Source organism: Streptomyces sp. SP18BB07 (assembly GCF_036322545.1).
Lineage (GTDB): Bacteria > Actinomycetota > Actinomycetes > Streptomycetales > Streptomycetaceae > Streptomyces > Streptomyces deccanensis.
Genome location: NZ_JAQYWT010000307.1, coordinates 38,500 through 60,923, shown reverse-complemented (window position 1 = coordinate 60,923; position 22,424 = coordinate 38,500). Strand labels below are relative to the sequence as shown.

Annotated in this window: 15 protein-coding genes; 10 read left to right on the top strand and 5 right to left on the bottom strand. The window is 73.8% G+C overall.

Features of this window, described 5'->3' with window-relative positions; translation table 11 throughout:
• Positions 1–146 precede the first annotated feature (146 nt).
• Together PUR53_RS19750 and PUR53_RS19745 are read right to left on the bottom strand one after the other, a co-directional pair.
• A complete protein-coding gene (locus PUR53_RS19750; protein ID WP_329909097.1) occupies positions 147–1,640 on the bottom strand; it encodes a glycoside hydrolase family 3 N-terminal domain-containing protein in 1,494 nt (497 codons plus the stop codon).
• A 103-nt stretch (positions 1,641–1,743) separates the two neighbouring features.
• On the bottom strand, positions 1,744–2,382 hold the full coding sequence (locus tag PUR53_RS19745; RefSeq protein WP_329909096.1) for a DUF6629 family protein: 639 nt from the start codon (positions 2,380–2,382) through the stop codon (positions 1,744–1,746).
• A 282-nt stretch (positions 2,383–2,664) separates the two neighbouring features.
• On the opposite strand from PUR53_RS19745, the gene PUR53_RS19740 reads away from it, so the two are divergent.
• From PUR53_RS19740 to PUR53_RS19710, 7 genes are all read left to right on the top strand, one after another.
• The gene (locus tag PUR53_RS19740; RefSeq protein ID WP_329909095.1) at positions 2,665–3,855 is read left to right on the top strand and encodes a phytanoyl-CoA dioxygenase family protein; all 1,191 of its coding nucleotides are present in this window, start codon (positions 2,665–2,667) and stop codon (positions 3,853–3,855) included.
• A gap of 160 nt (positions 3,856–4,015) precedes the next feature.
• The gene (locus PUR53_RS19735) at positions 4,016–7,678 is read left to right on the top strand and encodes a DUF4132 domain-containing protein (protein WP_329909094.1); all 3,663 of its coding nucleotides are present in this window, start codon (positions 4,016–4,018) and stop codon (positions 7,676–7,678) included.
• A complete protein-coding gene (locus tag PUR53_RS19730; RefSeq protein ID WP_329909093.1) occupies positions 7,675–8,844 on the top strand; it encodes an ATP-binding protein in 1,170 nt (389 codons plus the stop codon). Before PUR53_RS19735 ends, PUR53_RS19730 begins: the two co-directional genes overlap by 4 nt.
• A gap of 1 nt (position 8,845) precedes the next feature.
• Positions 8,846–11,338 (top strand): DUF5682 family protein, encoded by a 2,493-nt coding sequence (locus PUR53_RS19725; protein ID WP_329909092.1) that lies wholly within the window; start codon positions 8,846–8,848, stop codon positions 11,336–11,338.
• Positions 11,335–12,507: a VWA domain-containing protein gene (locus PUR53_RS19720; protein WP_329909091.1), complete on the top strand. Its 1,173-nt coding sequence runs from the start codon at positions 11,335–11,337 to the stop codon at positions 12,505–12,507. The genes PUR53_RS19725 and PUR53_RS19720 overlap by 4 nt, the downstream gene beginning before the upstream one ends.
• Positions 12,504–14,906, top strand: coding sequence for a hypothetical protein (locus PUR53_RS19715; RefSeq protein ID WP_329909090.1), 2,403 nt, complete (start codon positions 12,504–12,506; stop codon positions 14,904–14,906). Before PUR53_RS19720 ends, PUR53_RS19715 begins: the two co-directional genes overlap by 4 nt.
• Positions 14,907–15,053: 147 nt before the next feature.
• Entirely contained in the window at positions 15,054–16,187 is a 1,134-nt protein-coding gene (locus PUR53_RS19710) for an SGNH/GDSL hydrolase family protein (protein WP_329897457.1), read from the top strand.
• Between the two features lie 25 nt (positions 16,188–16,212).
• On the opposite strand, the gene PUR53_RS19705 is transcribed toward PUR53_RS19710, so the two are convergent.
• Positions 16,213–16,734 (bottom strand): hypothetical protein, encoded by a 522-nt coding sequence (locus PUR53_RS19705; protein ID WP_329897458.1) that lies wholly within the window; start codon positions 16,732–16,734, stop codon positions 16,213–16,215.
• A gap of 230 nt (positions 16,735–16,964) precedes the next feature.
• Between PUR53_RS19705 and PUR53_RS19700 the strand changes: the two genes are divergently transcribed.
• The gene (locus PUR53_RS19700; RefSeq protein ID WP_329897459.1) at positions 16,965–17,528 is read left to right on the top strand and encodes a hemerythrin domain-containing protein; all 564 of its coding nucleotides are present in this window, start codon (positions 16,965–16,967) and stop codon (positions 17,526–17,528) included.
• Positions 17,529–17,547: 19 nt separating this feature from the next.
• Entirely contained in the window at positions 17,548–18,399 is an 852-nt protein-coding gene (locus tag PUR53_RS19695; protein ID WP_329909089.1) for an SDR family oxidoreductase, read from the top strand.
• A gap of 22 nt (positions 18,400–18,421) precedes the next feature.
• Here the strand turns inward: PUR53_RS19695 and PUR53_RS19690 are convergent, their stop codons facing one another.
• Positions 18,422–19,603 carry an aminotransferase class V-fold PLP-dependent enzyme gene (locus tag PUR53_RS19690; protein ID WP_329897461.1) on the bottom strand — a complete coding sequence of 394 codons (1,182 nt, stop codon included), beginning with the start codon at positions 19,601–19,603 and terminating at the stop codon, positions 18,422–18,424.
• Positions 19,604–19,624: 21 nt separating this feature from the next.
• Positions 19,625–20,374: an expansin EXLX1 family cellulose-binding protein gene (locus tag PUR53_RS19685; RefSeq protein ID WP_329909088.1), complete on the bottom strand. Its 750-nt coding sequence runs from the start codon at positions 20,372–20,374 to the stop codon at positions 19,625–19,627.
• Positions 20,375–20,846: 472 nt separating this feature from the next.
• Here PUR53_RS19685 and PUR53_RS19680 point away from each other — a divergent pair, with 472 nt between their 5' ends.
• A complete protein-coding gene (locus tag PUR53_RS19680) occupies positions 20,847–22,349 on the top strand; it encodes an acyl-CoA carboxylase subunit beta (RefSeq protein WP_329909143.1) in 1,503 nt (500 codons plus the stop codon).
• Positions 22,350–22,424: the final 75 nt, after the last annotated feature.

The window sequence follows — 22,424 nt, the reverse complement described above, 5'->3', positions numbered from 1 at the left end:
GGGGTGCCGGACGGCCATGAGTCCCCGCGCCCCTGAAACGCACGGGCGCAGCCCCTGCGTTTCAGGGGCGCGGGGACTGCGCGAGAAGCCCCACGGACCGGAGGCCCGTCCACAGCGGAGTCCACCCCGCCGGGAACCGGCCTCGCTCAGGCCGTCCGCCCCGCCAGGACCTCGGCCAGGGCCCGCAGATTCACCCGCCCCCTCCCATGCGCGGCAAGCGCACCGCCCGCTTCCGGCAGCCCGGTCGAGACCACCAGCGTGTCCGGTCGCACCGCGAACAGGGCGTCCCGGAGGCGCCCCTGCCAGGCGTACAGCTCCGCGTCGCACAGGGCGAGGACCAGCGGGCGCCCCTCGGCGGCCCGCAGCGCCTCCCCCGCCACGGCCGCGAGGTCGTCCGGCTCCCCGGCGACCGCCGTCCCCGTGGCGGTCGGGTCCAGAGCGCGGATCTCGGTCAGCAGGTCCTCGCCGCCCCAGTTGAGGGCGGGGTGCGGGGGCGGGAAGCAGTCGACGACATGGGCGCCCGGCACCGGCCGCGGCAGCGGACCCCCGCTCCGTACGGCCCGCCGCGCCGCCGTCAGCCCGGCGCCCGCGTCCCACGCGGCCACGGCACCCGGCCGGTACGGCTCCGCGTACCGCAGCGCGAGCCGCCGTACCCGTTCCGCGGCCTCGGTCACCCTCTCCGCCGCGAGGTCGCCCGCGCCGAGAGCGTCGAGCACGGCGTCCCGGCAGGCGAGTGTGACCTCCAGATCCGGTACGGCGACGATGACCTGGTCGGCTCCGGCGGCGAGCGCGAGACGGGCGCCGGCCGCCTCCCCGTAGCGGTCGGCGATCGCCTTCATCTCCAGCGCGTCGCTGACGAGGACGCCCTCGAAGCCGAGTTCGCCGCGCAGCAGGTCGGAGAGGATCCGCGGGCTGAGGGTGGCGGGCAGCTCCGGGTCGAGGGCCGGGAAGACGACGTGGGCGCTCATCAGCATGGGGACGCCCGCGGCGACGGCGGCCCGGAAGGGCGCGAGGTCGAGACGCTCGTACGGCCGTGGGTCGACCGCCAACTCGTGGTGGCTGTCGGTGACGGTCCCGCCGTGGCCGGGGAAGTGCTTGGCGCAGGAGGCCACGCCGCGAAGTTCGGTGGCCTCGATCCAGGCGCGCAGATGCCGGGAGACCAGCTCGGGGTCGCCGCCGAAGGCGCGGGTGCGCACGATCGGGTTCTCGGGCCGGCTCTGGACGTCGGCGACGGGGGCGTAGGAGACGGTGATCCCGAGCGAGAGCAGATGCCCGGCGAGGGCGTCGGCGCACGCGGCGGTCAGTTCGGGATCGTCGGCGGCGCCGAGCGCCCAGGAGCCGGGCACCTCGGGGGCGCCCGCGGTGACGAGGTGGCCGATGCCGCCGCCCTCGTTGTCGATGGCGATCAGCAGGTCCGGCCGCAACGTCCGCAGGGTGTCGGTGAGTTCGCGGACCTGGTCGGTGTCGCGGATGTTGCGGGTGAACAGGATGACCCCGCCCAGGCCGCGGTCGATCAGCCGTTTCAAGGTGTCGGGGACGGTCGTCGTACCGTCGAAGCCCGCGACGAGGCAGCGGTGGGCTGCCTCGTCGAGGGCCGCGGGGAGAACCGGGCCGAGGGGCCCGGCGGCGGAGTGTGTCACCTCCGAAATCCTCTGGCTGACCAAGCCGAAAGTCAACACTTCGATGGATGATTGATTCACCAGGCTGGATGCGCCGTTGAGGCACCAGGTCGTGGGGGCCGCCTCAGGCGTTCTGGTGCGGCCGGGCGGACGCCGTCGCGCGGGCGCGGACCCAGCCGAGCAGGACCACCGAGCACAGGGCCGCGAAGGCGCACCAGGTGGAGATGAACTCCAGGCGCCACAGCGTCCAGCAGACCACGGCTCCGACGGCGGCCAGGATGCCGAGGACGACCAGCCGCCGGTCGCCGGAGAGGAGCAGCGAGCCGACGGTGGCGAGGAGGTAGCCGGCGACCAGGGGCGCCGGGTGGGAGAGGTCGACCGTGTAGCCGACGGTGCGGCCGCGGATCTCGGCCGTCACCGGGCCGGTGGCGAGGGCGTGAGCGAGCGGCACGGCGGTCGCGACCCCGACGGCGAGCAGGACGACCAGCCGGGTACGGGCTCGCGGCGGGGCCACGCACCACACGCCCGCCGGCACCCACACAGCGAGCAGCGGCAGGGCGACGACGGCCCAGGCGACGGTCGCCGGTCCGCTGCCGCCGCCCGAGGACCAGACGACCGACTCCACGATCTGGTGGGCGCCGAGCAGCAACGGCAGCGCCGCGAGGGGCAGGTCCCGCCGCTCGCGCGCCCACACCACACCGGTCACCCCTACCGCCGCGACTCCCGTACCCGCCACAAGATCGGCCGTCGCACTCCAGCACATCCCGCCACCCCGGGGTCGACCGCCACCTGAGCGGCCCACGCTACGACGCCCACGACGACGGCCCCGGACGACACGACGCCGCGCGGGCGGCACGGCCGCGGACGCGACGGCCAACACGGGTCGCCCCGCACGCATTCTTCGACCTGCACCCATCCGGAAGTGGTTCGCGCCCCCGCGTTCCGCCGTGGCTCGTGAGGTGTTTTTGATGGGTTTTCGCGCATTGAATGAGGGATTCGCGGTCCTCAGACTGGCAGGAACACAAGCGCTGCGAGAGGAGCCGCGATGTCCCCCATCGCTGCGGTGTCACAGACCTGGCTGACCGAGGCGGACTGCGACCTCGACACGTTCCGGGCGCTCGTCGAGCAGGACACCGCCCCCGCCGACCACCCCTCGGCCGAGCGGGTCGAGCACAACGTGCCCCTCTACGACAGCGACCGGCTCCGCGCCCTGACGGCCACACCCCAGGGCCGTCGGGAGATCCAGGCGGAGTTGGTCCGCACGCTCCTGGACGGCCCCGGAATCGTCGTGTTCAAGGGCGCGTTCTCCGACCCTGCCGTCGTCGACCGGGCGTCCGCCGTCTTCCGCGAACTGATCGAGGAGGAGCGCGCCTCGGGTACGGCGCGCGGCGACCACTTCGCCAGGCCCGGCGCCAACGACCGGGTCTGGCGCGCCCTCGACAAGATGGCCGTACGGGCGCCGGACGTCTTCGCCGACTACTACGCCAACGACATGCTGGCCCTGGTCGCCGAGGCCTGGCTCGGCCCCGCCTACCAGGTCACCTCGCAGGTCAACGTGGTCAACCCCGGCGGCGCCGCCCAGAGCCCGCACCGCGACTACCACCTCGGCTTCCTCTCCCAGCGGCAGGCCGCCGCCTACCCCGCGCACGTCCACCGACTCTCGCCCGCCCTCACCCTCCAGGGCGCGGTCGCCCACTGCGACATGCCCGTCGAGTCGGGCCCCACCCTCTACCTCCCGCACTCGCAGAAGTTCGAGCCCGGCTACCTCGCCTGGCGACTGGCCGAGTTCGTCGGGTACTTCGACGCCCACCACGTCCAACTCCCCCTCGACAAGGGCGACGCGGCCTTCTTCAACCCCGCCCTCTTCCATGCCGCCGGGCACAACCGCTCGTCGGACATCCGGCGTATGGCGAACCTGCTCCAGATCTCCTCCGCGTTCGGCCGGGCCATGGAGACCGTGGACCGCGAGGCGATGGTGAACGCCGTGTTCCCCGTTCTGCTGCGGCGCAGGTCCGAGGGCGCCTCGGACGACTGGCTGCGCCGCGTCGTCGCCGCCACCGCCGAGGGCTACCCCTTCCCCACCGACCTGGACCTCGACCCGCCCGTCGACGGACTCGCCCCGCCCTCCCAGGCCGATCTGCTCCGACAGGCCGTCAGCGAGGCCTGGGATCCCGAGCGGTTGGGTCGTGAACTGGAGGCGGTCGGCCGGCGCCGGGGGCACCGGACCGATCGGTGACACCACTGTCGCCGGCCTTCGCCGGCGCCCTCCCGACGGCGTTGTCAGTGGCTCCCCCTACTGTGGTCCTCGTCGCTGGATGTGGCGGGTCTTCGCCGGTCAGCGGCCTGATCCGCGTGGGGTGGGCCGGGAAGCCGGCACGGTCGGAAGGGGTGGGGGCGTGCGCCGCTGGGAGTGTGCCGAGGGGAACTCCTCGAAGTTCTGGGAGGCCATGACGGACGGCACCACGGTGACCGTCCGGTACGGGCGTCTCGGTACGGAGGGACGGACCCAGGTCAAGGAGTGCGCCTCGGCGGAGGAGGCCGCCGAGTACGTGCGGAAGACCGCCGCCGCCAAGGAGCGCAAGGGGTACCGGGAGGTCGGCACCACGGCCGCCGCCGAGGCCGGTACCGGCGTCGCCGAGGGCGGCACCGGCGTCGTCGCCGAGGTCGCTGCCGCAGGAGTTGCCGAGGCCGGTTCCCCGGTCGCCGCCGACGAGGGAGACGCCCCTGTGGCGGAGACCCCGGTCGTCGACGAGGACACCTTCGTGTTGCCGGCCGCCTGGCACCGCCATGTGCATCCGCGGCGCGGGGGCGTCCCGCGTCGGCCGACGCCTCCGCGCAAGGGGGCCGCCGAGCAGGCCGAGCAGCAGCTGCGCGATGCCGACACCTGGGTGCGGCAGTACCTGGACAGCCCCCGGAGCGACCCGGACCTGGTGCGGGCCGCCGAGGCGCAACTCGCCGGTACGGCCGACCCGCTGGGCGCGGCAGTGCTGGCCGTCACCTCCGACACGGCCTGGTCGGGCGCCGCCTGCGCCGATGCCTGGGTCGAGGCCCACGGGGCGGTCTTCGCCGCCCTCGCGACCGTGGAACTCTTCGACATCGAGGTGCACTACACCCAGCACGGGCCCCGCCGCCTCGATCCGTACGTGGAGCGCACACCGGCGAGCGCCTACGGGGGGCACGCCTGGCGGGTGCGCGCTGTCGCCGACCGGCTGCGGGCCCGGCTCGCGGCCGCCGACGAGGAGACGTACCGTGCCGTGGTCGCGGCCCTCGCCGACGTGCGGAGCAGCGCGCGCAGGCGCGTCGTCGTGTCGTACCTCGTCCCCACCGAGACCGCCTGGCTCGACGAGTGCGCGGGCTGCCCCGAGGCCGACCGGCCGCACGACTACGTCCTGCGCCCGATGCTGTTCTGCTCGTTCAACGACCCCGAGCAGGTCCGGAAGGTGGGCGGGGTGGCCGCCCTGAGCAACGGATGGTCGATGCCGACGATCGCCACCGTCGCCGAGGGCATCGGCACGGCGGTGGCACCCCTGGTGGCGGAGCAGTTGGGGCGCTCGTACGTCACCTCGGACACCGTCAAGCAGGTCAACTCGGTCCTGGTCGAGCTTCCGTCCGACGAGGCGTTCGGCCTGCTGCTGGCACAGCTCGACGACAAGCGGACGCAGCCCTTCGTGGCGAAGGCGGCCCGCAGGTATCCGCGCCGCGCCCTGCGCATGCTCGCCGAGGCCGTCGCGGCGGGCGGGCCGAACACCGACGCCCTCCGGCACGCGCTGCTGGTGCATGTGTCCGCCCACCCGGACGTGGCCGCGGAGGCGCTCTCCTCCCTCTCGCCCGGGGCGGCGGCCGCCGTCGAACCGCTGCTGAGTCCCCAGGACCGGGTGCCGGACGCCCCGGCCGCGTCCCTGCCCGCCATGCTCACCAGCCCTCCGTGGAGCCGGCCGCGGAGGGTCGTCCAGGTCCGCACGGTCGGCGGGCTGGTCGCCGAGGACGAGCCGGCGATCGACTGGTTGCCGGGAGAGCGGCAGAAGTGGGCGGACGCCCCGTCCTGGGAGCGCGACTGGGCCCGGCGTTCCGAGTGGCCGGACGATCCGGAGGCGCTGCTGCGCGCGGTCCGCGCGGACAAGGTCGGGGCGTTGGGGATCTTCCTCGACAAGCCCGAGGAGCTGGTCCGGCCGCTGCTGGACGAATGGAACCCGACGGGTACGGACAACGACGCCGCGCTGAAGCCGGTCGTCGCCCGGTTCGGCACGGACGCGCTGGGCGTGGTGCTGCGCACCGCGCCCAAGTGGCCCGCCTCTCTGGCTCCGCTGCTGTCGCCGTATGTGAGCGTGGGGGCGGCCCGGCTGGTCGCGGAGTGGGCGGTGCGGCTGAAGTCGGTGCGCGAGACGGCCCGTTCCTGGTTCCGGCGGCACGGAGCGGCCGCCGCGCCGCTGCTGGTGCCGGACGCCCTGGGCAAGGCGGGTCCCGCTCGCCGGTACGCCGAGCAGGCGCTGCACACCATCGTGGCCCTGCACGGGGAGGAGGTCGTGCGGTCCGCCGCCGAACGGTACGGCGCCGAGGCCGAGGCCGCGATCGGGGAGCTGCTGTCCGCCGATCCGCTGGAGACGGCGCTGCCGAAGAAACTGCCCGAGCCCGTCGAGTGGGCGGAACCGCTGCTGCTGCCGCAGATCCTGCTGCGGACCGGGGGCGCGCTGCCCGCCGACGCCACCCGGCATGTGGTGACCATGCTCGCGATGTCCCGGCCGGGCGAGCCGTACCCGGGGCTGGCCGTGGTCCGGGAGTCGTGTGTGCCGGAGTCGCTCGCCGAGTTCGGCTGGGCCCTGTTCGAGCAGTGGCGGCTCGCCGGGATGCCGAGCCAGGAGAGCTGGGCGCTGACCGCGCTGGGGCTGCTCGGCGACGACGGGACGGTACGCCGGCTCACCCCGTTGATCAGGGCCTGGCCCGGCGAGGGTGCGCACCAGCGGGCGGTGGACGGCCTCGGTGTGCTGGCCGAGATCGGCACCGAGGTGGCGTTGATGCATCTGCACGGCGTGGCCCAGCGGGTGAAGTTCAAGGGCCTCAAGGCCCGCGCGCAGGAGAAGATCGCCGAGCTGGCGCAGGGCCTCGGGCTGACCGGTGAGCAGCTCGCCGACCGGCTGGTGCCCGACTTCGGCCTGGACCCGCGCGGCACCACGGTCATCGACTACGGCAGCCGCTCGTTCACGGTCGGCTTCGACGAACAACTGCGCCCCTTCGTGCGGGACCCGGACGGCAAGCACCGCAAGGACCTGCCCCAGCCGGGCGCGCGGGACGACGCGGAGCTGGCCCCTGCCGAGCGCAAGCGGTTCATGGCGCTGAAGAAGGACGTCCGGACCGTCGCCGCCGATCAGGTGCGGCGGCTGGAGTCGGCCATGACGCAGGGCCGTTCGTGGTCGGCGGCCGAGTTCCGCGGGCTGTTCGTGGGGCATCCGCTGCTGTGGCACCTCGTCCGGCGGCTGGTCTGGCTGTGCGACGCGGACGGCACGACGACCTCCTTCCGGGTGGCGGAGGACCGTACGTTCGCGGACGTCGAGGACAGCACGTTCGACCTGCCCGGCGTGGCGACCGTACGGATCGCGCACCCGCTGCGGCTGCGGGGCGAACTGGACGCCTGGGCGGAGCTGTTCGCGGACTACGAGATCCTCCAGCCGTTCCCGCAGCTGGGGCGGCAGGTGTTCGAGCTGACCCCGGAGGAGGCCGCCCACTGGCGTCTGGAGCGCTTCGAGGGCCTGACGGTGACGACGGGCCGGCTCGTCGGGCTGGAGCGGCGCGGCTGGCGGCGCGGTCAGCCGTTGGACAACGGGGTCGAACGCTGGATCTCGAAGAGGCTCGCCACCAACCGCTACGCGGTGCTCATCCCCGACGACGGCATCGCCGTCGGCTACTTCGATCCGGCCGAGGAGCAGAAGGTGGAGTACCTGTGGCTCGGCAGCCGCCCCACCGACTACTGGCCGCACGACACCCACAGCGCGCGCTTCGGTGAGATCGACCCGGTGGCCGTCTCCGAACTGCTGGCCGATCTCACGGAGTTGACTGCACCATGACGACGACGGGGGCGCCGGGGACGACGGGACCGACGGGACCGACGGTCGGTGCGACGGCGAGTGCGACGGGGACCGGGACCGCGGCGGACGCGTTGCAGCGGCCGCCCGCCGAGGTGCGTCACGCCGACGAGCTGGCGGCGCTGCGGGCCGACGACAGCGGGCCCCGGCCGCCCGGCTGGGAGTTGAGCCTCAGGGCGGCGCGCCGTTTCGTGGTCGGCGACGAGGGCGCGGGCATCAGCCGGAAGTTCGTGGGCAACCCCTCGCTGGTCGAGCGTGCGCTGGTGACGCTGGCGACCAATCGTGGGCTGATGCTCGTCGGGGAGCCGGGCACCGCGAAGTCCCTCCTGTCGGAGCTGATCGCCGCCGCCGTCAGCGGCACGTCGACGCTGACCGTGCAGGGCGGCGCCGCCACCACCGAGGACCAGATCAAGTACGGCTGGAACTACGCACTGCTCGTCGCCGAGGGCCCCTCGCGTCGCTCGCTGGTGCCGGCGCCGATGCTCCGGGGCATGGCCGAGGGCCGGATCGTACGCTTCGAGGAGATCACCCGCTGCCCGCTGGAGGTGCAGGACTCGCTGCTGTCACTGCTCTCCGAACGCGTGCTGGCGATCCCGGAGCTGGACGGCGCCGACGGCATGGTCTTCGCCCGCAAGGGCTTCAATGTGATCGCCACGGCCAACACCCGCGACCGGGGCGTCAACGAGATGAGCGCGGCCCTCAAACGCCGCTTCAACTTCGAGACGGTGTTCCCGGTGCCCGACCTGGACACCGAACTGGCCCTGGTCGAGGCGGAGGCGGGCGAGTTGCTGCGGCAGTCCGGTGTGACGGCGGCGCCCGACCCCGAGGTGCTGGAGGTGCTGGTCACCACCTTCCGTGAGCTGCGTTCCGGCCGGACGCGCGAGGGCGACGGGGTGGAGCGGCCGTCGGCGGTGATGAGCACCGCCGAGGCCGTGTCGGTCGCCCACGCGGTGGGGGTGCGCGGCTGGTTCCTGCGCGGGGAGCCGGGCAGCGCCGCCGACGTGGTGGCCTGTCTGGCGGGCACGGTGGCCAAGGACAGCCCCGAGGACCTGGCCCGGCTGCGCCGTCATCTGGAGCAGCGGGTGCCGCGCCGCCCGGGTCCGCAGTGGCAGGCGCTGTACGACGCACGCCATCTGCTGGACGGCTGACGTGCCCCCCGTGTTCCTGGGGGTGCGCCACCACTCCCCCGCCTGCGCGCGGCTGGTCGCCGCGACGATCGAGCGACTGCGGCCGTCGTACGTGCTGGTGGAGGGCCCCTGCGACCTGAACGGCCGGCTGGAGGAGCTGTTCCTCGGTCACGAGTTGCCCGTCGCGGTGTTCAGCCACTACCGCGACGCCGAGCGGTCCGCCACGTCGTGGACGCCGCTGTGCGACTACTCCCCGGAGTGGGTGGCCCTGCGGGCGGGGCGGTCGGTGGGCGCGGAGGTCCGCTTCATCGATCTCCCGGCCTGGCACCCCGCGTTCGCGGAGCGCGCCAACCGCTACGCCGACGCGGAGACCCGCTACACCGAGGTGACGGCACGGCTGTGCTCCCGCTTCGACGTGGACGGCGTGGACGCCCTCTGGGACCGGCTCTTCGAGGTGGCGGACGACGAGGATCTCGCCGAGCGGCTCGACATCTACTTCGCGTCGCTGCGGGGCGACACCCGTGCCGACGACGGCGACCGGGTCCGTGAGGAGTACATGGCGTCCTGGGTGCGGGCGGCACTGGCCGTGCCCGGGGACCCGACGGTCGTGGTGGTCACCGGGGGTTTCCATCAGCCGGCGCTGCGGTCGCTGGTGGGAGCGTCGGACACCGGGGAGCCGGAGGCCAGGGCGTCTGGCGCGGGGGAGCCTGAAGCCGAGGCATCGGGCGCTGGGGAGCCGTGCGGCGCCGTCGAGGGCGCCCCTCGATGGCCCGACGTGCCGGGGGCGGCCGAGGGCGCGCTGACGGGCAGCTATCTCGTGCCGTACTCGTTCCGGCAGTTGGACTCCTTCGCCGGGTACGAGTCGGGCATGCCGTCGCCCGGGTACTACCAACGGGTCTGGGACGACGGGGCGGAGGCTGCGGCGGACGGGCTGGTGCGTGCGGTGGTGTCGCGGCTGCGGGCCCGCAACCACCCCGTGTCGACGGCCGATCTGATCGCCGCCCGCGCCCTCACCCGGGGCCTGACCGCGTTGCGCGGGCACCCGCGGCCGGCCAGGACCGATGTGCTGGACGGGATGGCGGGCGCCCTCGTCGGCGAGGATTTGGACCAGCCGCTGCCGTGGACGACACGGGGCTCGCTCGCGCCGGGGGCCCATCCGGTCGTGGTGGAGATGATCGCGGCGAGCAGCGGCGACCGGGTGGGCGCCCTGCACCCGGCGACGCCCAGGCCGCCGCTGGTCGCCGATGTCGCCGGGCGGCTCGCGGCGCTGGGGCTGACCGGCGAGGGACCGTTCACACTCGACCTGACCCGTCCGGCGGACCTGGAGCGCAGTCGTGTCCTGCACCGGCTGAGGGTCCTCGGCGTCCCCGGGTACGAACGCACCAAGGGCCCGCGGGGCGGCGCCGACCCGCAGTTCACCGAGCGCTGGGAGAGGTACCCGGCGCCCACGCGCGACGCGGCACTGGTCGAGGCGGGTGCGTACGGCGCCGCCCTGACCGAGGCCGCGGAGACGAGGCTCACCGAGCGGGCACGGGCCGCGACAGCCGGGGCCACGACCCCGGGGGCCACCCCGCCGGGCGGCACCGGCACCACAATCGCTGGTCTTCCCGGAGTGCCCGACGGTCCGGACGCCGAAGCGCTCGCCCGGACGTTGTTCGACGTGGTGTTGTGCGGTGTGGAGCGGCTGTCGGATGCGCTGCTGGAGGCGCTGGCGGCACGGGTGCGGCGGCTGGGTGCGGCGGGCCCCTTGGGGGACGTGCTCGCGACGGCTCTCGGGCTGTGGCGGCACGACGGGGTCTTCGGGACGGCGCGAAGCCCGCTGCTCGTCTCGGTGCTGGACGGCGTGGTGGAGCGGCTGTTGTGGCTGTTCGAGGGAGCGCGAGCCTCCAGGACACCGACGCCCGGTACGAGCGGGCCGACGGTGGATCTCGCCCGGTTGGCCGCCGTGGCGGCGGTGCGTGACACGCTGTGGCACGCGTCCGACGTGCTGTCCGTGACCCCCGAGGCCGTGGCCGCCGTCGCCCACCGTGTCAGCCGCGACCCGGCGGCCCCGCCCGATCTGCGCGGCGCGGCCTTCGGCCTCCACCGCTGTCTGACCGGGGACCACGACCCCGCCGCCGTGGGGACGGCGGTCAGGGAGCTGCCCGGAGCGGCGGTGCTCGGCGACTGGCTGGCCGGACTGTTCGCTGTCGCACGCGACGAGTTGACGACCGCCCCCGGTACCGGCGGCGATGGGCCGCAGTCCCTGATCGGGGTGCTGGACGGCATGGTCGGGGCGATGTCCGACGAGGAGTTCCTGATCGGCCTGCCGGCCCTGCGCCAGGCCTTCGTCTTCTTCCCGCCCCGCGAGCGCGAACGGATCGCCGAACGGCTGATGGAGCGGCGCGGCGTACGGGGTTCGGCGCGCTCCCTGCTGCGTACGAGCGCGGACCCGGTGCTGCTGGCCAGGGCGGCCGCCCTGGAGGAGAAGGTGACCCGGCGACTCGCCTTCTACGGACTCGGGACGGCCCCATGACCGACGACAGCGGTGCCGTGCCCCGGCACGCCGCCTCCCCGGACCCCGTCCTCGAACGGTGGCGCCTGATCCTCGGGACTCCGGCCGAGAGCTGTACGGGCCGGTTGAGCGGCGAGGCCGCGGCTCGCGACGCCGCGTTGGACTGGCTCTACGGAAGGGACCCGGAACTCGCCGAACGCGGTGTGCGCGGGACGGGGCACCAGGAACGTACGGGCGGTCGGGGGCCGTCCGTCGTGACGGCCGTCGACTGGCTGGACGACATCCACCGGCTGTTCCCCAAGGAGACGATCGAGCGCCTGGAACGGGACGCGGTCGAGCAGTACGGCATCCATGAGATCGTGACGGACCCGGCGGTGCTGGAGCGGGTCGAGCCCAGCGCGACCCTGCTGCGTGCCGTGCTGCGCACCAAGCACCTGATGAATCCCGACGTGTTGCGGGCGGCCCGGCGCATCGTGGAGAGCGTGGTCCGCCGGCTGATGGAACGGCTCGCCCCGGAGATCCGCCAGGCCTTCTCCGGCACCCGGTCCCCCAGACCGAGCCGTCGGGCCCTGGCCCGCAACTTCGACTTCCGGGCCACCGTGCGCGCCAACCTCGCCCACTACCGGCCCGAGGACCGCCGACTGCTCATCGAGCGCCCGCACTTCCACTCGCGCACCCGGCGCCACCTCGAACAGTGGCAGCTGATCCTGCTGGTCGACCAGTCCGGTTCGATGGCCGGCTCGGTCATCCACTCCGCCGTGACGGCCGCCTGTCTGTGGGGACTGCCCGGCCTGAAGACGCATCTGGTGGCCTTCGACACCTCGGTCGTCGACCTGACGTCCGACGTGACCGATCCGGTGGAACTGCTGATGCGGGTCCAACTCGGCGGGGGCACGGACATCGCCCGGGCCGTGGACTACGGCGCGGGTCTGGTGGAGAACCCCCGGCGGTGCGTCTTCGTCGTGATCTCCGACTTCTACGAGGGCGGCGATCCGTACCGGCTGGTGCGCGGGGTCCGGGCACTGGTGGAGCAGGGTGCCACCGTGCTGGGGCTGGCCGCGCTCGACGAGGAGGCGAACCCGAGCTACGACCGTGAACTCGCCGGCCGGCTCGCTGGGGCGGGGGCGCAGGTGGGCGCGATGACACCGGGTGAGCTGGCCGGGTTCGTGGCGGAGAGGCTGGGACGTTGACGACATCACCGCGTACGGATCTGCTGGCCCTGACACCCGACACGCTCGCGGCACTCACCAACCGGGGGCTGGTGCGAAGGGCGACGAAGGAACTCGACGGCGGGGCGCCCCCGGAGCTGCGCGGCGCGCCGGACGGCGGGGTGACGGCCCGGTTCGCGGACGGCGCCGAGGCCGCGATGCCGCCCGGGGCGTCCCTGGACAGCGGGACCTGCACCTGCGCCGCGGCCGGGGTCTGCCGCCATCTGATCGGGCTGGTCCTCGCCTACGGACGGGCGGCGGACCCGGCCCCGCCCGGGGAAGAGGTCCCGGACTGGTCACCGGGCGACATCGACGACACGGCACTCGCGGCGGCCGTCGGCGCCCGAGCCCTGGCCGCCGCTCGGCGCTCCGCACGGCGGGGTGCGTCGGTCCGCGTCCACCGCCCGACCCCGCGGGAACCGCACCCCTGGGTCGAACTGCCCACGTGCACCGTGCGTTTCCCGGTGCCGGGGCAGGCCGCGCACGCCCTGACCGACGCGGCCGACAGCCTGCGCGGCGAGATGCTGGCCCTCGCGGTGTGGGCGTTCCGCACGGCCGACGCGACCGACCGGCAGGCGAGACTGGTCCTCGTGCCCCTGCGGGACCTGGGGACACCGACCGCCGCACCGGACGACGAAAGCCGCCCGAACCACGAGGACCCCCCGACGGCTTCCCCTCCACCTGAGGCCTCCCCCGCCCCCTCTCGACCCGAGAACCCACCGACGGCGGCGACGGCGACGGCGACGGACACAGCAACGCTGACGTCGACGGCAGCATCAGCGCTGGCACCGGCAGCGGCAGCGGCACCGGCACCGGCACCGAACACAGCGAAGAGCTCTGCAAAGGGGACAGCGAAGGACGCGAACCGTTCGACGGCCCCAACCGCGGAGACGCCCCGCTCCGAGCCCTCCCCCTCCTCTCCCCTCCGACAACTGGTCGAACTGGCCGATGAGTTGCTCCTGGACGGAGTCACGCACGCCGACGCGGTGCAGAGGGGCGCGTTGCGCACGGCGGCCCGGCGGCTCTCGGCGGCGGGGGCCCACTGGCCGGCCGCGGCGGCCATGGAGCTGGCCGATCAGCTGGACGCCCATGCGGAGCGCCATGCCCTGCACCGACCGGAGGAGGTCGCGACGCTCCTCGCCGAACTGCACGCCCGGCACCGGGCCGCAGGGCATCCCGAGGTGCTCGGCGTGCGGGAGGCGACGGAGACACCGTTGCGGCGGGTGCGGCTCACCGCGCTCGGCTGCCGGGTCTCGGGCACCGCCGAACGGCCCCTGGCCGAGGTGTACTTCGCCCACGCGAGCGCGGGCATCGTCCTCGTCCTCCGCAAGGACTGGCCCGAGGCCGGACGGCGCGGCGTGCCCCCGGTACCGGGAGCGGTCGGCGCCCATCCGCCCCCGCCGCCCGCCGGACGCCCGACGGCCGACAGACGGCTGCCGGCGGACAGGCGTCTGCTGGGCACGACCCTGTCCGCGCTGGCCACCGGCAATCTGGTCAGCGAGAGCGCCCGCCGCACGCCCAGCCGCAGACTGACGCTGGCCCGGGGGCGGGTGGCCACCACCACGGTGTCGCCGGTCGGCCGGTCCTGGGCCGACCTGCCCGAGCCGCTCCTCGTCCGCGACGTCACGGGACTCGTGGCGGCAGCCGACGCCCGCCCCCCGGGGCTGATCCGAGCGCGGGTGGAGGCGGAGGCGGTTCGGGTGGTCGAGATCGCGGAGGTCGAGGAGGTGGGCTACGACCCCGCCGAGCAGGTCCTGAAGGCCACCGTCAGGGATGCGGCGGGACACCCCGTCCGGGTCCACGCCCCCCACAATCCGCTGTGCCCGGCCGCCCTGGACGCGCTCGCCGCCGCCCTCACCGAGGGCGGGGTCACCCACCTCAGCGGGGTCGTGCACCACGCCGGGGGACGGACCGGCATCACTCCGCTGGCCCTCCTCGGACCGGACGGCGTCCTCGTCCCCGACCTCGCGCCCCCGACGGTCCCGCCCGTGCTGCCGCTCGCCGACCGCACCCCGTCCGATCCGGTCGCGACAGCGGTCGAGGCGGCGCTCAGCGCCCTCGCCGACGCCGCCCACCACGGTCTGCGCCGCCTCCCCCGCTCCGCCGCCGACCGGCTCCGCGAGGCGGCGGACCGGCTGACCCGCACCGGCCTCACCACCTCGTCGAACCTGCTGAGAAAGCTCCTCCACACCCTGGACCACGCCCCACACGACCACCATGCCCAGCACGCCGATGGACGAGCCGCCCCGGACGCGCGTTCGCGAGCCGCCTCGGACGCGCGTTCGATCGCCGGGGCCGCTGCCCACGCGCCCACGACCGCCTGGGCCGATGCCTGCATACGCCTGCACACCACGGCCGAGTTCAGCCACCGCGGCCCCTGACCTCCACCCACCCCGATCCAGCCACCCCGATCCGGCCTCCCTCGTGACGGATGTCGTCACGAGGGTTGACGGTGGCCCACGGGACGGTCACCTTCGATAACGCCCACACCATGGGAGCGCTCCCATCCCCGTGTCGAAGGGACGGCCATGCAGCCGACGCACAGCCAGTTATCCCGACGGACGTTGGTCGCCGCGGCTGCGGCCGGCCTCGCCTCCACCGTCGTGTCCCCCATCGCGTCCCCCGCCCTGGCCGCCGAGCCCCGGGCGGCCCGGTTCCACACGGTGGGCCGGATCAGGAGGGAGGCCGACGGGACCGTCCGGTACAGCTGGCCCGGCGTCTCCTTCGAGGGACGGTTCCGCGGGACCGGCGTCGGCGTGGTCCTCGACGACGCCGACAACGACTACGACGTCCAGGTCGACGGTGCGACCGTCGCCACGCTCGTCACCCCGGGCCGTACCGTCTCCTGGGTCGACGGTCTCACCGACGGGGTGCACCGCGTACGGGTCGTGAAGCGCACGGAGAGCCCGTGGGCGGTCGGCCGGTTCGGCGGGTTCGTCGCGGCTCCCGGGGGCGGGATCCTCGCAAGCCCCCGGCCGCGGCGCCGGCAGATCGAGTTCATCGGAGACTCGTACACCGCCGGTTATGGAAATGTCTCCGAGATCCGGGACTGCTCCGGCAACGGCGGGGTCAATCGGAACAGCAATGCCGATCTCGCCTTCGGTGCGCTCACCGCACGCAAGCTGGGCGCGGATGTCCAGATCAACGCGTTCTCCGGGCGCGGCATGGTCCGCAATTACAACGGCGGCGAGCCCGGAACCGACTTTCGCACGTACTACGACCGGGCCCTGCTGAACGTCGAGGGCGACGTCTGGCGGAAGCCGCGTAGTTGGTGTCCGCGGGTCGTCGTGGTCGGGCTCGGCATCAACGACTTCTCGACGCCCCTGAACCCCGGGGAGCGCTGGAGCACGACGGCCGAGCTGGTCGCCGCCTACGAGAGCGCCTACCACGGGTTCCTCGACAAGCTGCGTGCCCGGTACGGCCGGGAGACGTTCCTCGTGGTCTCCGTCGCCCACCTCTGGAACACCACGGCGTTGGCGGAGGCCACCGCGCGGATCGTCGAGGAGCGGGTCCGGCGGGGCGACGGCCGGGTCAGCCACTGGTACTACGACGACCCCGGCCTCGACTTCCTGGGCTGCGACTGGCATCCCTCGCTCCACGACCACCGGATCATCTCCGGGCTGCTCGACGCCCACCTGGCCCAGCTGCCCCTGCGCTGGTAGCGCGGCCCCCGCCAGGTGGCCGGGCTCAGGCCGGCAAGGGGCGGCCCGGCCGCAGCGTGTCGAGCAGGCCGATGTGGTGCAGCGTCGCGACGGGCGCGAGGAGGTCGGGGTGGCGCAGGAGTGCGGCGGCCCGCCGGTCGAGTTCGTCCGGGGTGAGGAGGCGGCGGAAGGCGGCGACCGGACCGGCGGTGTGCGGGGAGCCGTCGAGGGCGTCCACGGCGGCGCGGGCCAGCTCGGTGTCGGCCAGGAGGCAGGCCGCCCAGCTGGCCACGACCTCGTCCACCCAGGTCCGCCAGGCGTACTCGTCGGGGGTCGGGGCCTCGTCGTAGCCGGTGATCCAGTCGAGGCGGGTGGAGCCGCCCGGTCCGGCCATGCCTACGAGGGCGGCGTCCATCGGCGTCGGATAGCGGAGCCAGGCGGCCACGGTGACGGCCTGCCGCGCCTGCGCCTCGCAGAGCGCGCCGTCCAGCGCGCCGCCGCCCGCCGGGTAGGCGCGCGTCAGCCACTGGGTGGTCGCCGCTATGAGCGGGGAGAGATCTGCGAGCACGATGGGCCATCCGTGGGTACTGGGGAACGCGTGGCACAACGTAGTCGTGCGCCGCGCGCCCTGAAATGGCGCAGGCCACGGAATGGACGTGTCCTGGGCCACACCCGCGCGTCGCACTGACTCACCGGACGTCAATACGACGCATTCGGCGCGGTGAGGGTTTCACTGACCTCCACACAGGTCCGGGCCGGAAAACGCATGCCGGGACGCGCAGGCGAGGAGCGACGGAAATGGCACACGGCGGAGACGTCATCGAGGAATTGAAGGCGGACCACCGGGAGGTGGCGGAACTCTTCGGGAAAATCGAGGAATTGCCTTCCGGCGACCCGAAGCGCAAGGAATACGCCGACCTGGTCACCATCGAGTTGGTACGGCATTCCGTCGCCGAGGAGGCCTACCTCTACCCGGCGGTCCGCGAACACCTGAGCAACGGGGACGCGGTCGCCGACCGGGAGTTGGCGGATCACACCGCGGCCGAGCGCACCATGAAGGACCTGGAGCGGTGCGCCGTCGACGACCCGGAGTTCGACCGGCTGGTCACGCAGCTGATGGCCGAGGTCAGGCACCACGTCCGGGACGAGGAGAGCAATCTCTTCCCGCAGTTGGCGAAGGCCTGCTCCGCCTCGGTGCTGAACGACCTCGGCGACAAGGTCCGCAGGGCCAAGAAGCTGGCGCCGACCCGCCCCCACCCCGGAGCCCCGACCAAGCCGCCGGCCAACAGGATCCTCGCGCCGGGCCTCGGCCTCGTCGACCGGATGCGCGACGCGTTGAGTGGCCGGGGCAAGGAGTCCTGAGCGCATACCGTTGCCCGGCATGAGGCTTCTGATCATCGGCGGCAGCGGTTTCCTGGGCGGCGAGTTGGCGCGCCGGGCCGTGGCGGCGGGCCACGAGACGTCCGCGACCCGCACCACCCGGCCGCCGGACGCCCGGCGGGACGTCCCGCCGGGCGTCTCCTGGCACGCCCTCGACCTCCGGGATCCCGCGGGGCCGGCCGAGGTGCTGGCGCGGGTGGCTCCCTCGGTCGTCGTCAACGCGTCGAGCGGCGGCTCGGACTGGGCGGTCACCGCCGAGGGCGGGGTGCGGGTCGCGCAGGCCGTGGCCGGGCGGGGGTGCCGGCTGATCCATGTGTCGAGCGACGCCGTGTTCTCCGGTGACGACGGCCCGTACGACGAGACCCGTCTCCCGGATCCCGTCACGCCGTACGGTGCCGCGAAGGCGGCGGCGGAGACCGGGGTCCGGCTGCTGGCACCGGACGCCGTCGTGGTGCGGACCTCGCTGATCATCGGGGACGGGCACGCTCCGTCCGCGCACGAACGGCATGTGCACGATCTGGTGGCCGGTGACCGCGACGGTGTGCTGTTCACCGATGTGGTGCGCTGCCCGGTGCACGTGACCGACCTGGCCGCCGCGCTGCTGGAACTGGCGGCGTCCGAGGCGGTCGGCGTACGGCACGTCGCGGGGCCGGACGCCCTCACCCGGCACGAGTTGGGTGTCCTCGTCGCCCGCCGCGACGGCCTCGATCCGACGCGGCTGCCCGCCGGACGCCAGGCCGACGGCGCCCGGCGGGGAGCCCTCGACGTCCGGCTGGACAGCCGGGTCACCCGGCGGGACCTGCGCACCCGGTTGCGTGGCGCCCGCGAGTTCCTCGCGGGGCCGCGCGTCTGACGGACGGCCGCCGGGCGGGGTTTCAGCGTGCGGTACGGGCGAGGTCGGCCATGACCTCGACGGTGCGGTCGAGTTCGGCTTCGGTGTTGTAGTAGTGCGGGGAGAGCCGGACCAGGGGGTGGACGCCCCGGTGTTCGGTGTCGAACTGGGTGTGTGCCGGGTCGGTGGTGGTGACGTTGATCCGCTGCCGGGCGAGGCCGTCGGCGACCTCCGTCGCGGACAGGCCGTCGACCTTGGCGGTCACGATGGCGCAGCGGTGGGTGCCGAGGTCGTGGGTGGTGACGCCGGGGAGGGCGTCGAGCCGGTCGCGCAGGTACGCGCCCAGGGCGAGGGCCCGTTCGCCGATGCGGTCCAGCCCCAGGTCGAGGGCCTGGCGCACGGCCGCGTCGAGGCCCAGGACACCCGCGTAGCCGACTTCCCAGGTCTCGAAGCGGCGGGCGCCGGGCTGCCAGGTGAAGCCGCGTCCGCCGTCCCAGGTGGCCGCGTGGATCTCGGTGACGTACGGGTCGAGGTACTCCAGCGCCTCGGTGCGCACCCAGAGGAAGCCGGTGCCGCGCGGGCCGCGCAGGAACTTGCGGCCGGTGGCCGTGAGCATGTCGCAGCCGATGGCCTCGACGTCCACCGGGAACTGGCCCACGGACTGGGTCGCGTCGAGGAGGAACGGGACACCGGCGGCGCGGGTGATGCGGCCGATCTCGGCCGCCGGGTTGATCAGACCGCCGCTGGTGGGAATGTGGCTGATTCCGACCAGGCGGGTGCGTTCGTCGATCAGATCGGCGAGGGCGGCCGTGTCGAGTTGTCCGGACGGGTCGTCGGGAACGACGACGATCTCCGCGCCGGTGCGCCGGGCGACCTGGAGGTAGGCGAGCACGTTGCTGCCGTACTCGGCCCGGCCGGTGAGGATGCGGTCGCCCGGCTTGAAGGTGAGCGCGTAGAACGCGGCGTTCCAGGCGTGGGTGGAGTTGTCGAACAGGGCGATCTCGTCGGGGCGTCCGCCGATCAGCCGGGCGAGGTTCGTGTAGGTGGCGTCGATGCGGTCCTGCTCCTGCCGGGCCGCCTCGTAGCCGCCGATGGTGGCTTCCAGTTCCAGGTGGGCGGTGACGGCGTCCAGGGTCGGCCGGGAGAGCAGGGCGGCTCCGGCGTTGTTGAGATGGAGTCGGTGGGCGGTGCCGGGGGTGTCCCGGCGCAGTGCGTCGATGTCCATGCCCTCAACCCTTCCCACCGGTCAGCGCTTGGTGAACTGGGCGCGGCCCGGCTGGTCGACGTTCGGGGTGAGGGCGATGCCGGTGTCGGTGAGGGTCTGGCCGTGGATGTCCGTGATTCGGATGTCGGAGCCGCAGCCGGCGCCGTCCGCCGAGACGAAGTAGTTGTACTCCTGGCGCGGGAGTTGCCGCCAGGTGGTGCCGGTGCGGACCTCAAGGGCGGCGACGGGGTTGCGGTGGTTGCGGACCTGGATGCCGCACCACCACTGGGTGGACCCTTCCTTGTAGCGGTAGGAGACGGGCCCGGCAAGGTCCGGGCTCACCAGCGTCCAGGTGATCGGCACCCGGCCGGCCACGGGGTCGGCGATCCGGGCGAAGGCCTGCTGCCCGAGGTCGACGTCGCCGGGGCGGCACTCCGGACAGCGGTCGACGATCTTCACCGTGAGCTCGCCGCGCGGGCCCTTGACCCGGATGAAGGCGCCGCACATACGGGCGTTGTCGTAGTCGGTGTGGTTGAGGGCGGCGATGGCGATGTCGCTCGTGGCGTCGTAGAGGCAGTTCCCGACGCCGGTCGCGCCGTAGAAGGTGCCTTCGCCGGAGTAGGTGACACCGGGCCGGACACTGGCGTACGCCGGTGCGGGGGCCGCCGTCAGGAGGGCGGTGGCGGTGGCGGTGGCGGTGGCGGTGGCGGTGGCGAGGAGGGTGAGCCGACTGCGCATGTCGATGCCTTTCGAGGGCGGTGGGGCGTGCTCGGGGGCCCGAGATCCTGGCATCGTTGAATCCTCAAGTGAAGCGTGATTACGGCCATCCGTCCGGAACACCCGAGTCGCCCCCGGGCCCTTGTCACCCACGGACGAACCCCGGCCCCGCAGGACTCATCTCCCGCAAACAGAACGGGGATCGGCCGGGTCCGCCCCTCCTCCGCTGCCATATTCGAAAGCCACTTCGGAGGTGGCTGTGACGCTAGAGGTGACGACATCCCGGGCGGGGCAGGTGGCGGAACGTACGCCCGGCCGAGTGCCCGAGCCGGTACCGGAACCGGTCCCCGAGCCGGTCCCGGAGCGGCGACCCGAACCGGTCCGGGCACACACCGTCGACCGGACACCCGACCGGACGCCCGACCGGACCGCCAACCGGACACCCGACCGGACGCCCGACCGGACCGCCAACCGGACACCCGACCGGACGCCCGACCGGACCGCCAACCGGACGCCCGACCGGACATCCGACCGGACATCCGACCGCATCGCCGAGTTGGAGGGGCGTCGGGCGCGGGCGCTCGCGCCGGGCGGGCCCAGGAGACGCGGGGAGTACGGGGCCCGCGAACGGATCGATCTGCTGCTGGACGCGGGCTCGTTCACGGAGACGGGCCTGTTCGTGCGGGCACGGCCGACCGGGGACGGCGCACGGCGCCCGTACGGCGACGGGGTGGTCACCGGGCACGGCACGATCGACGGCCGCCAGGTCTGTGTCTTCGCCCAGGACGCCACCGTGTACGGCGGCAGCATGGGCGAGGCCTTCGGGGAGAAGACCCTCGCGCTGATGGACCTCGCCCTGAAGACCGGCTGCCCGGTCATCGGGCTGAACGACGGCGGCGGCGCCCGCATCCAGGAGGGCGTCACCTCCCTCGCCCTCTACGCCGAACTGGTGCGCCGCAACGTCCAGGCGTCCGGGGTGATCCCGCAGATCTCGGTCGTGCTGGGCCCCTGTGCGGGCGGGGCCGCGTACTCGCCGGCCATCACCGACTTCACCGTAATGGTGGAGGGCGCCTCGCACATGTTCGTCACCGGGCCCGACGTCATCGAGACGGTCACCGGCGAACGCACCAGCGCCGAGGAGTTGGGCGGCGCCCGCACCAGCAACACCGTCAACGGCAACGCCCACTTCCTCGCCGCCGACGAGGTCGACGCCCTCGACACCGTGCGCGACCTGCTGTCGTACCTGCCCGCCAACAACCTGGAGCGGCCCCCGCAGTACACGCCGGGGGCCGCGCCCGCCGGGCCGCGCCTCGACACGGTGGTGCCGGACCGGCTCGGTCAGGCCTACGACATGCGGGACGTGCTGCGCGCGGTCGTCGACGACGGTGAACTCCTGGAGATCCAGGAGCTGTTCGCGCCGAACATCATCTGCGCGCTGGCTCTCGTCGAGGGCACCACGGTCGGGGTCGTCGCCAACCAGCCGCTGCGCTCGGCGGGGGTCCTCGACATCGACGCCTCCGAGAAAGCCGCGCGGTTCGTCCGCTTCTGTGACGCGTTCGGCATCCCCCTGCTGACCTTCGCCGACGTCCCCGGCTATCTCTCCGGCGTCCGCCAGGAGCAGGCCGGCATCATCCGGCGCGGCGCCAAACTGCTCTACGCGTACGCCGAGGCGACCGTCCCCAAGGTGACGGTCGTGGTGCGCAAGGCGTACGGCGGCGGGTACGCGGTGATGGGGTCCAAGCACCTCGGCGCCGACATCAACCTCGCCTGGCCCACCGCCCGGATCGCCGTCATGGGCGCCGAGGGCGCGGTGGGCGTCCTGCACCGCCGCGAACTCGCCGCCGCGGCCGACCCCGAGGCGCTGCGGGCCCGCCTGGTCACCGCGTACGAGAGCACGTACGGGACCCCGTACCTCGCCGCCGAGCGCGGTTACGTCGACGCCGTGATCGCCCCGCGCGACACCCGTGCCCACATCTGCCGCGCCCTGCGCGCGCTGCGCGGCAAGCGGGCGCCGATGCCGGAACGGCGCCACGGCAACATCCCGCTCTGAGCGCGCCCGCGTCTGAGCGCGCCCACGCGTGAGCGGGGCGCGCGCCGGGCGCGCCGGGTCCCGCCGAGTCCGCCG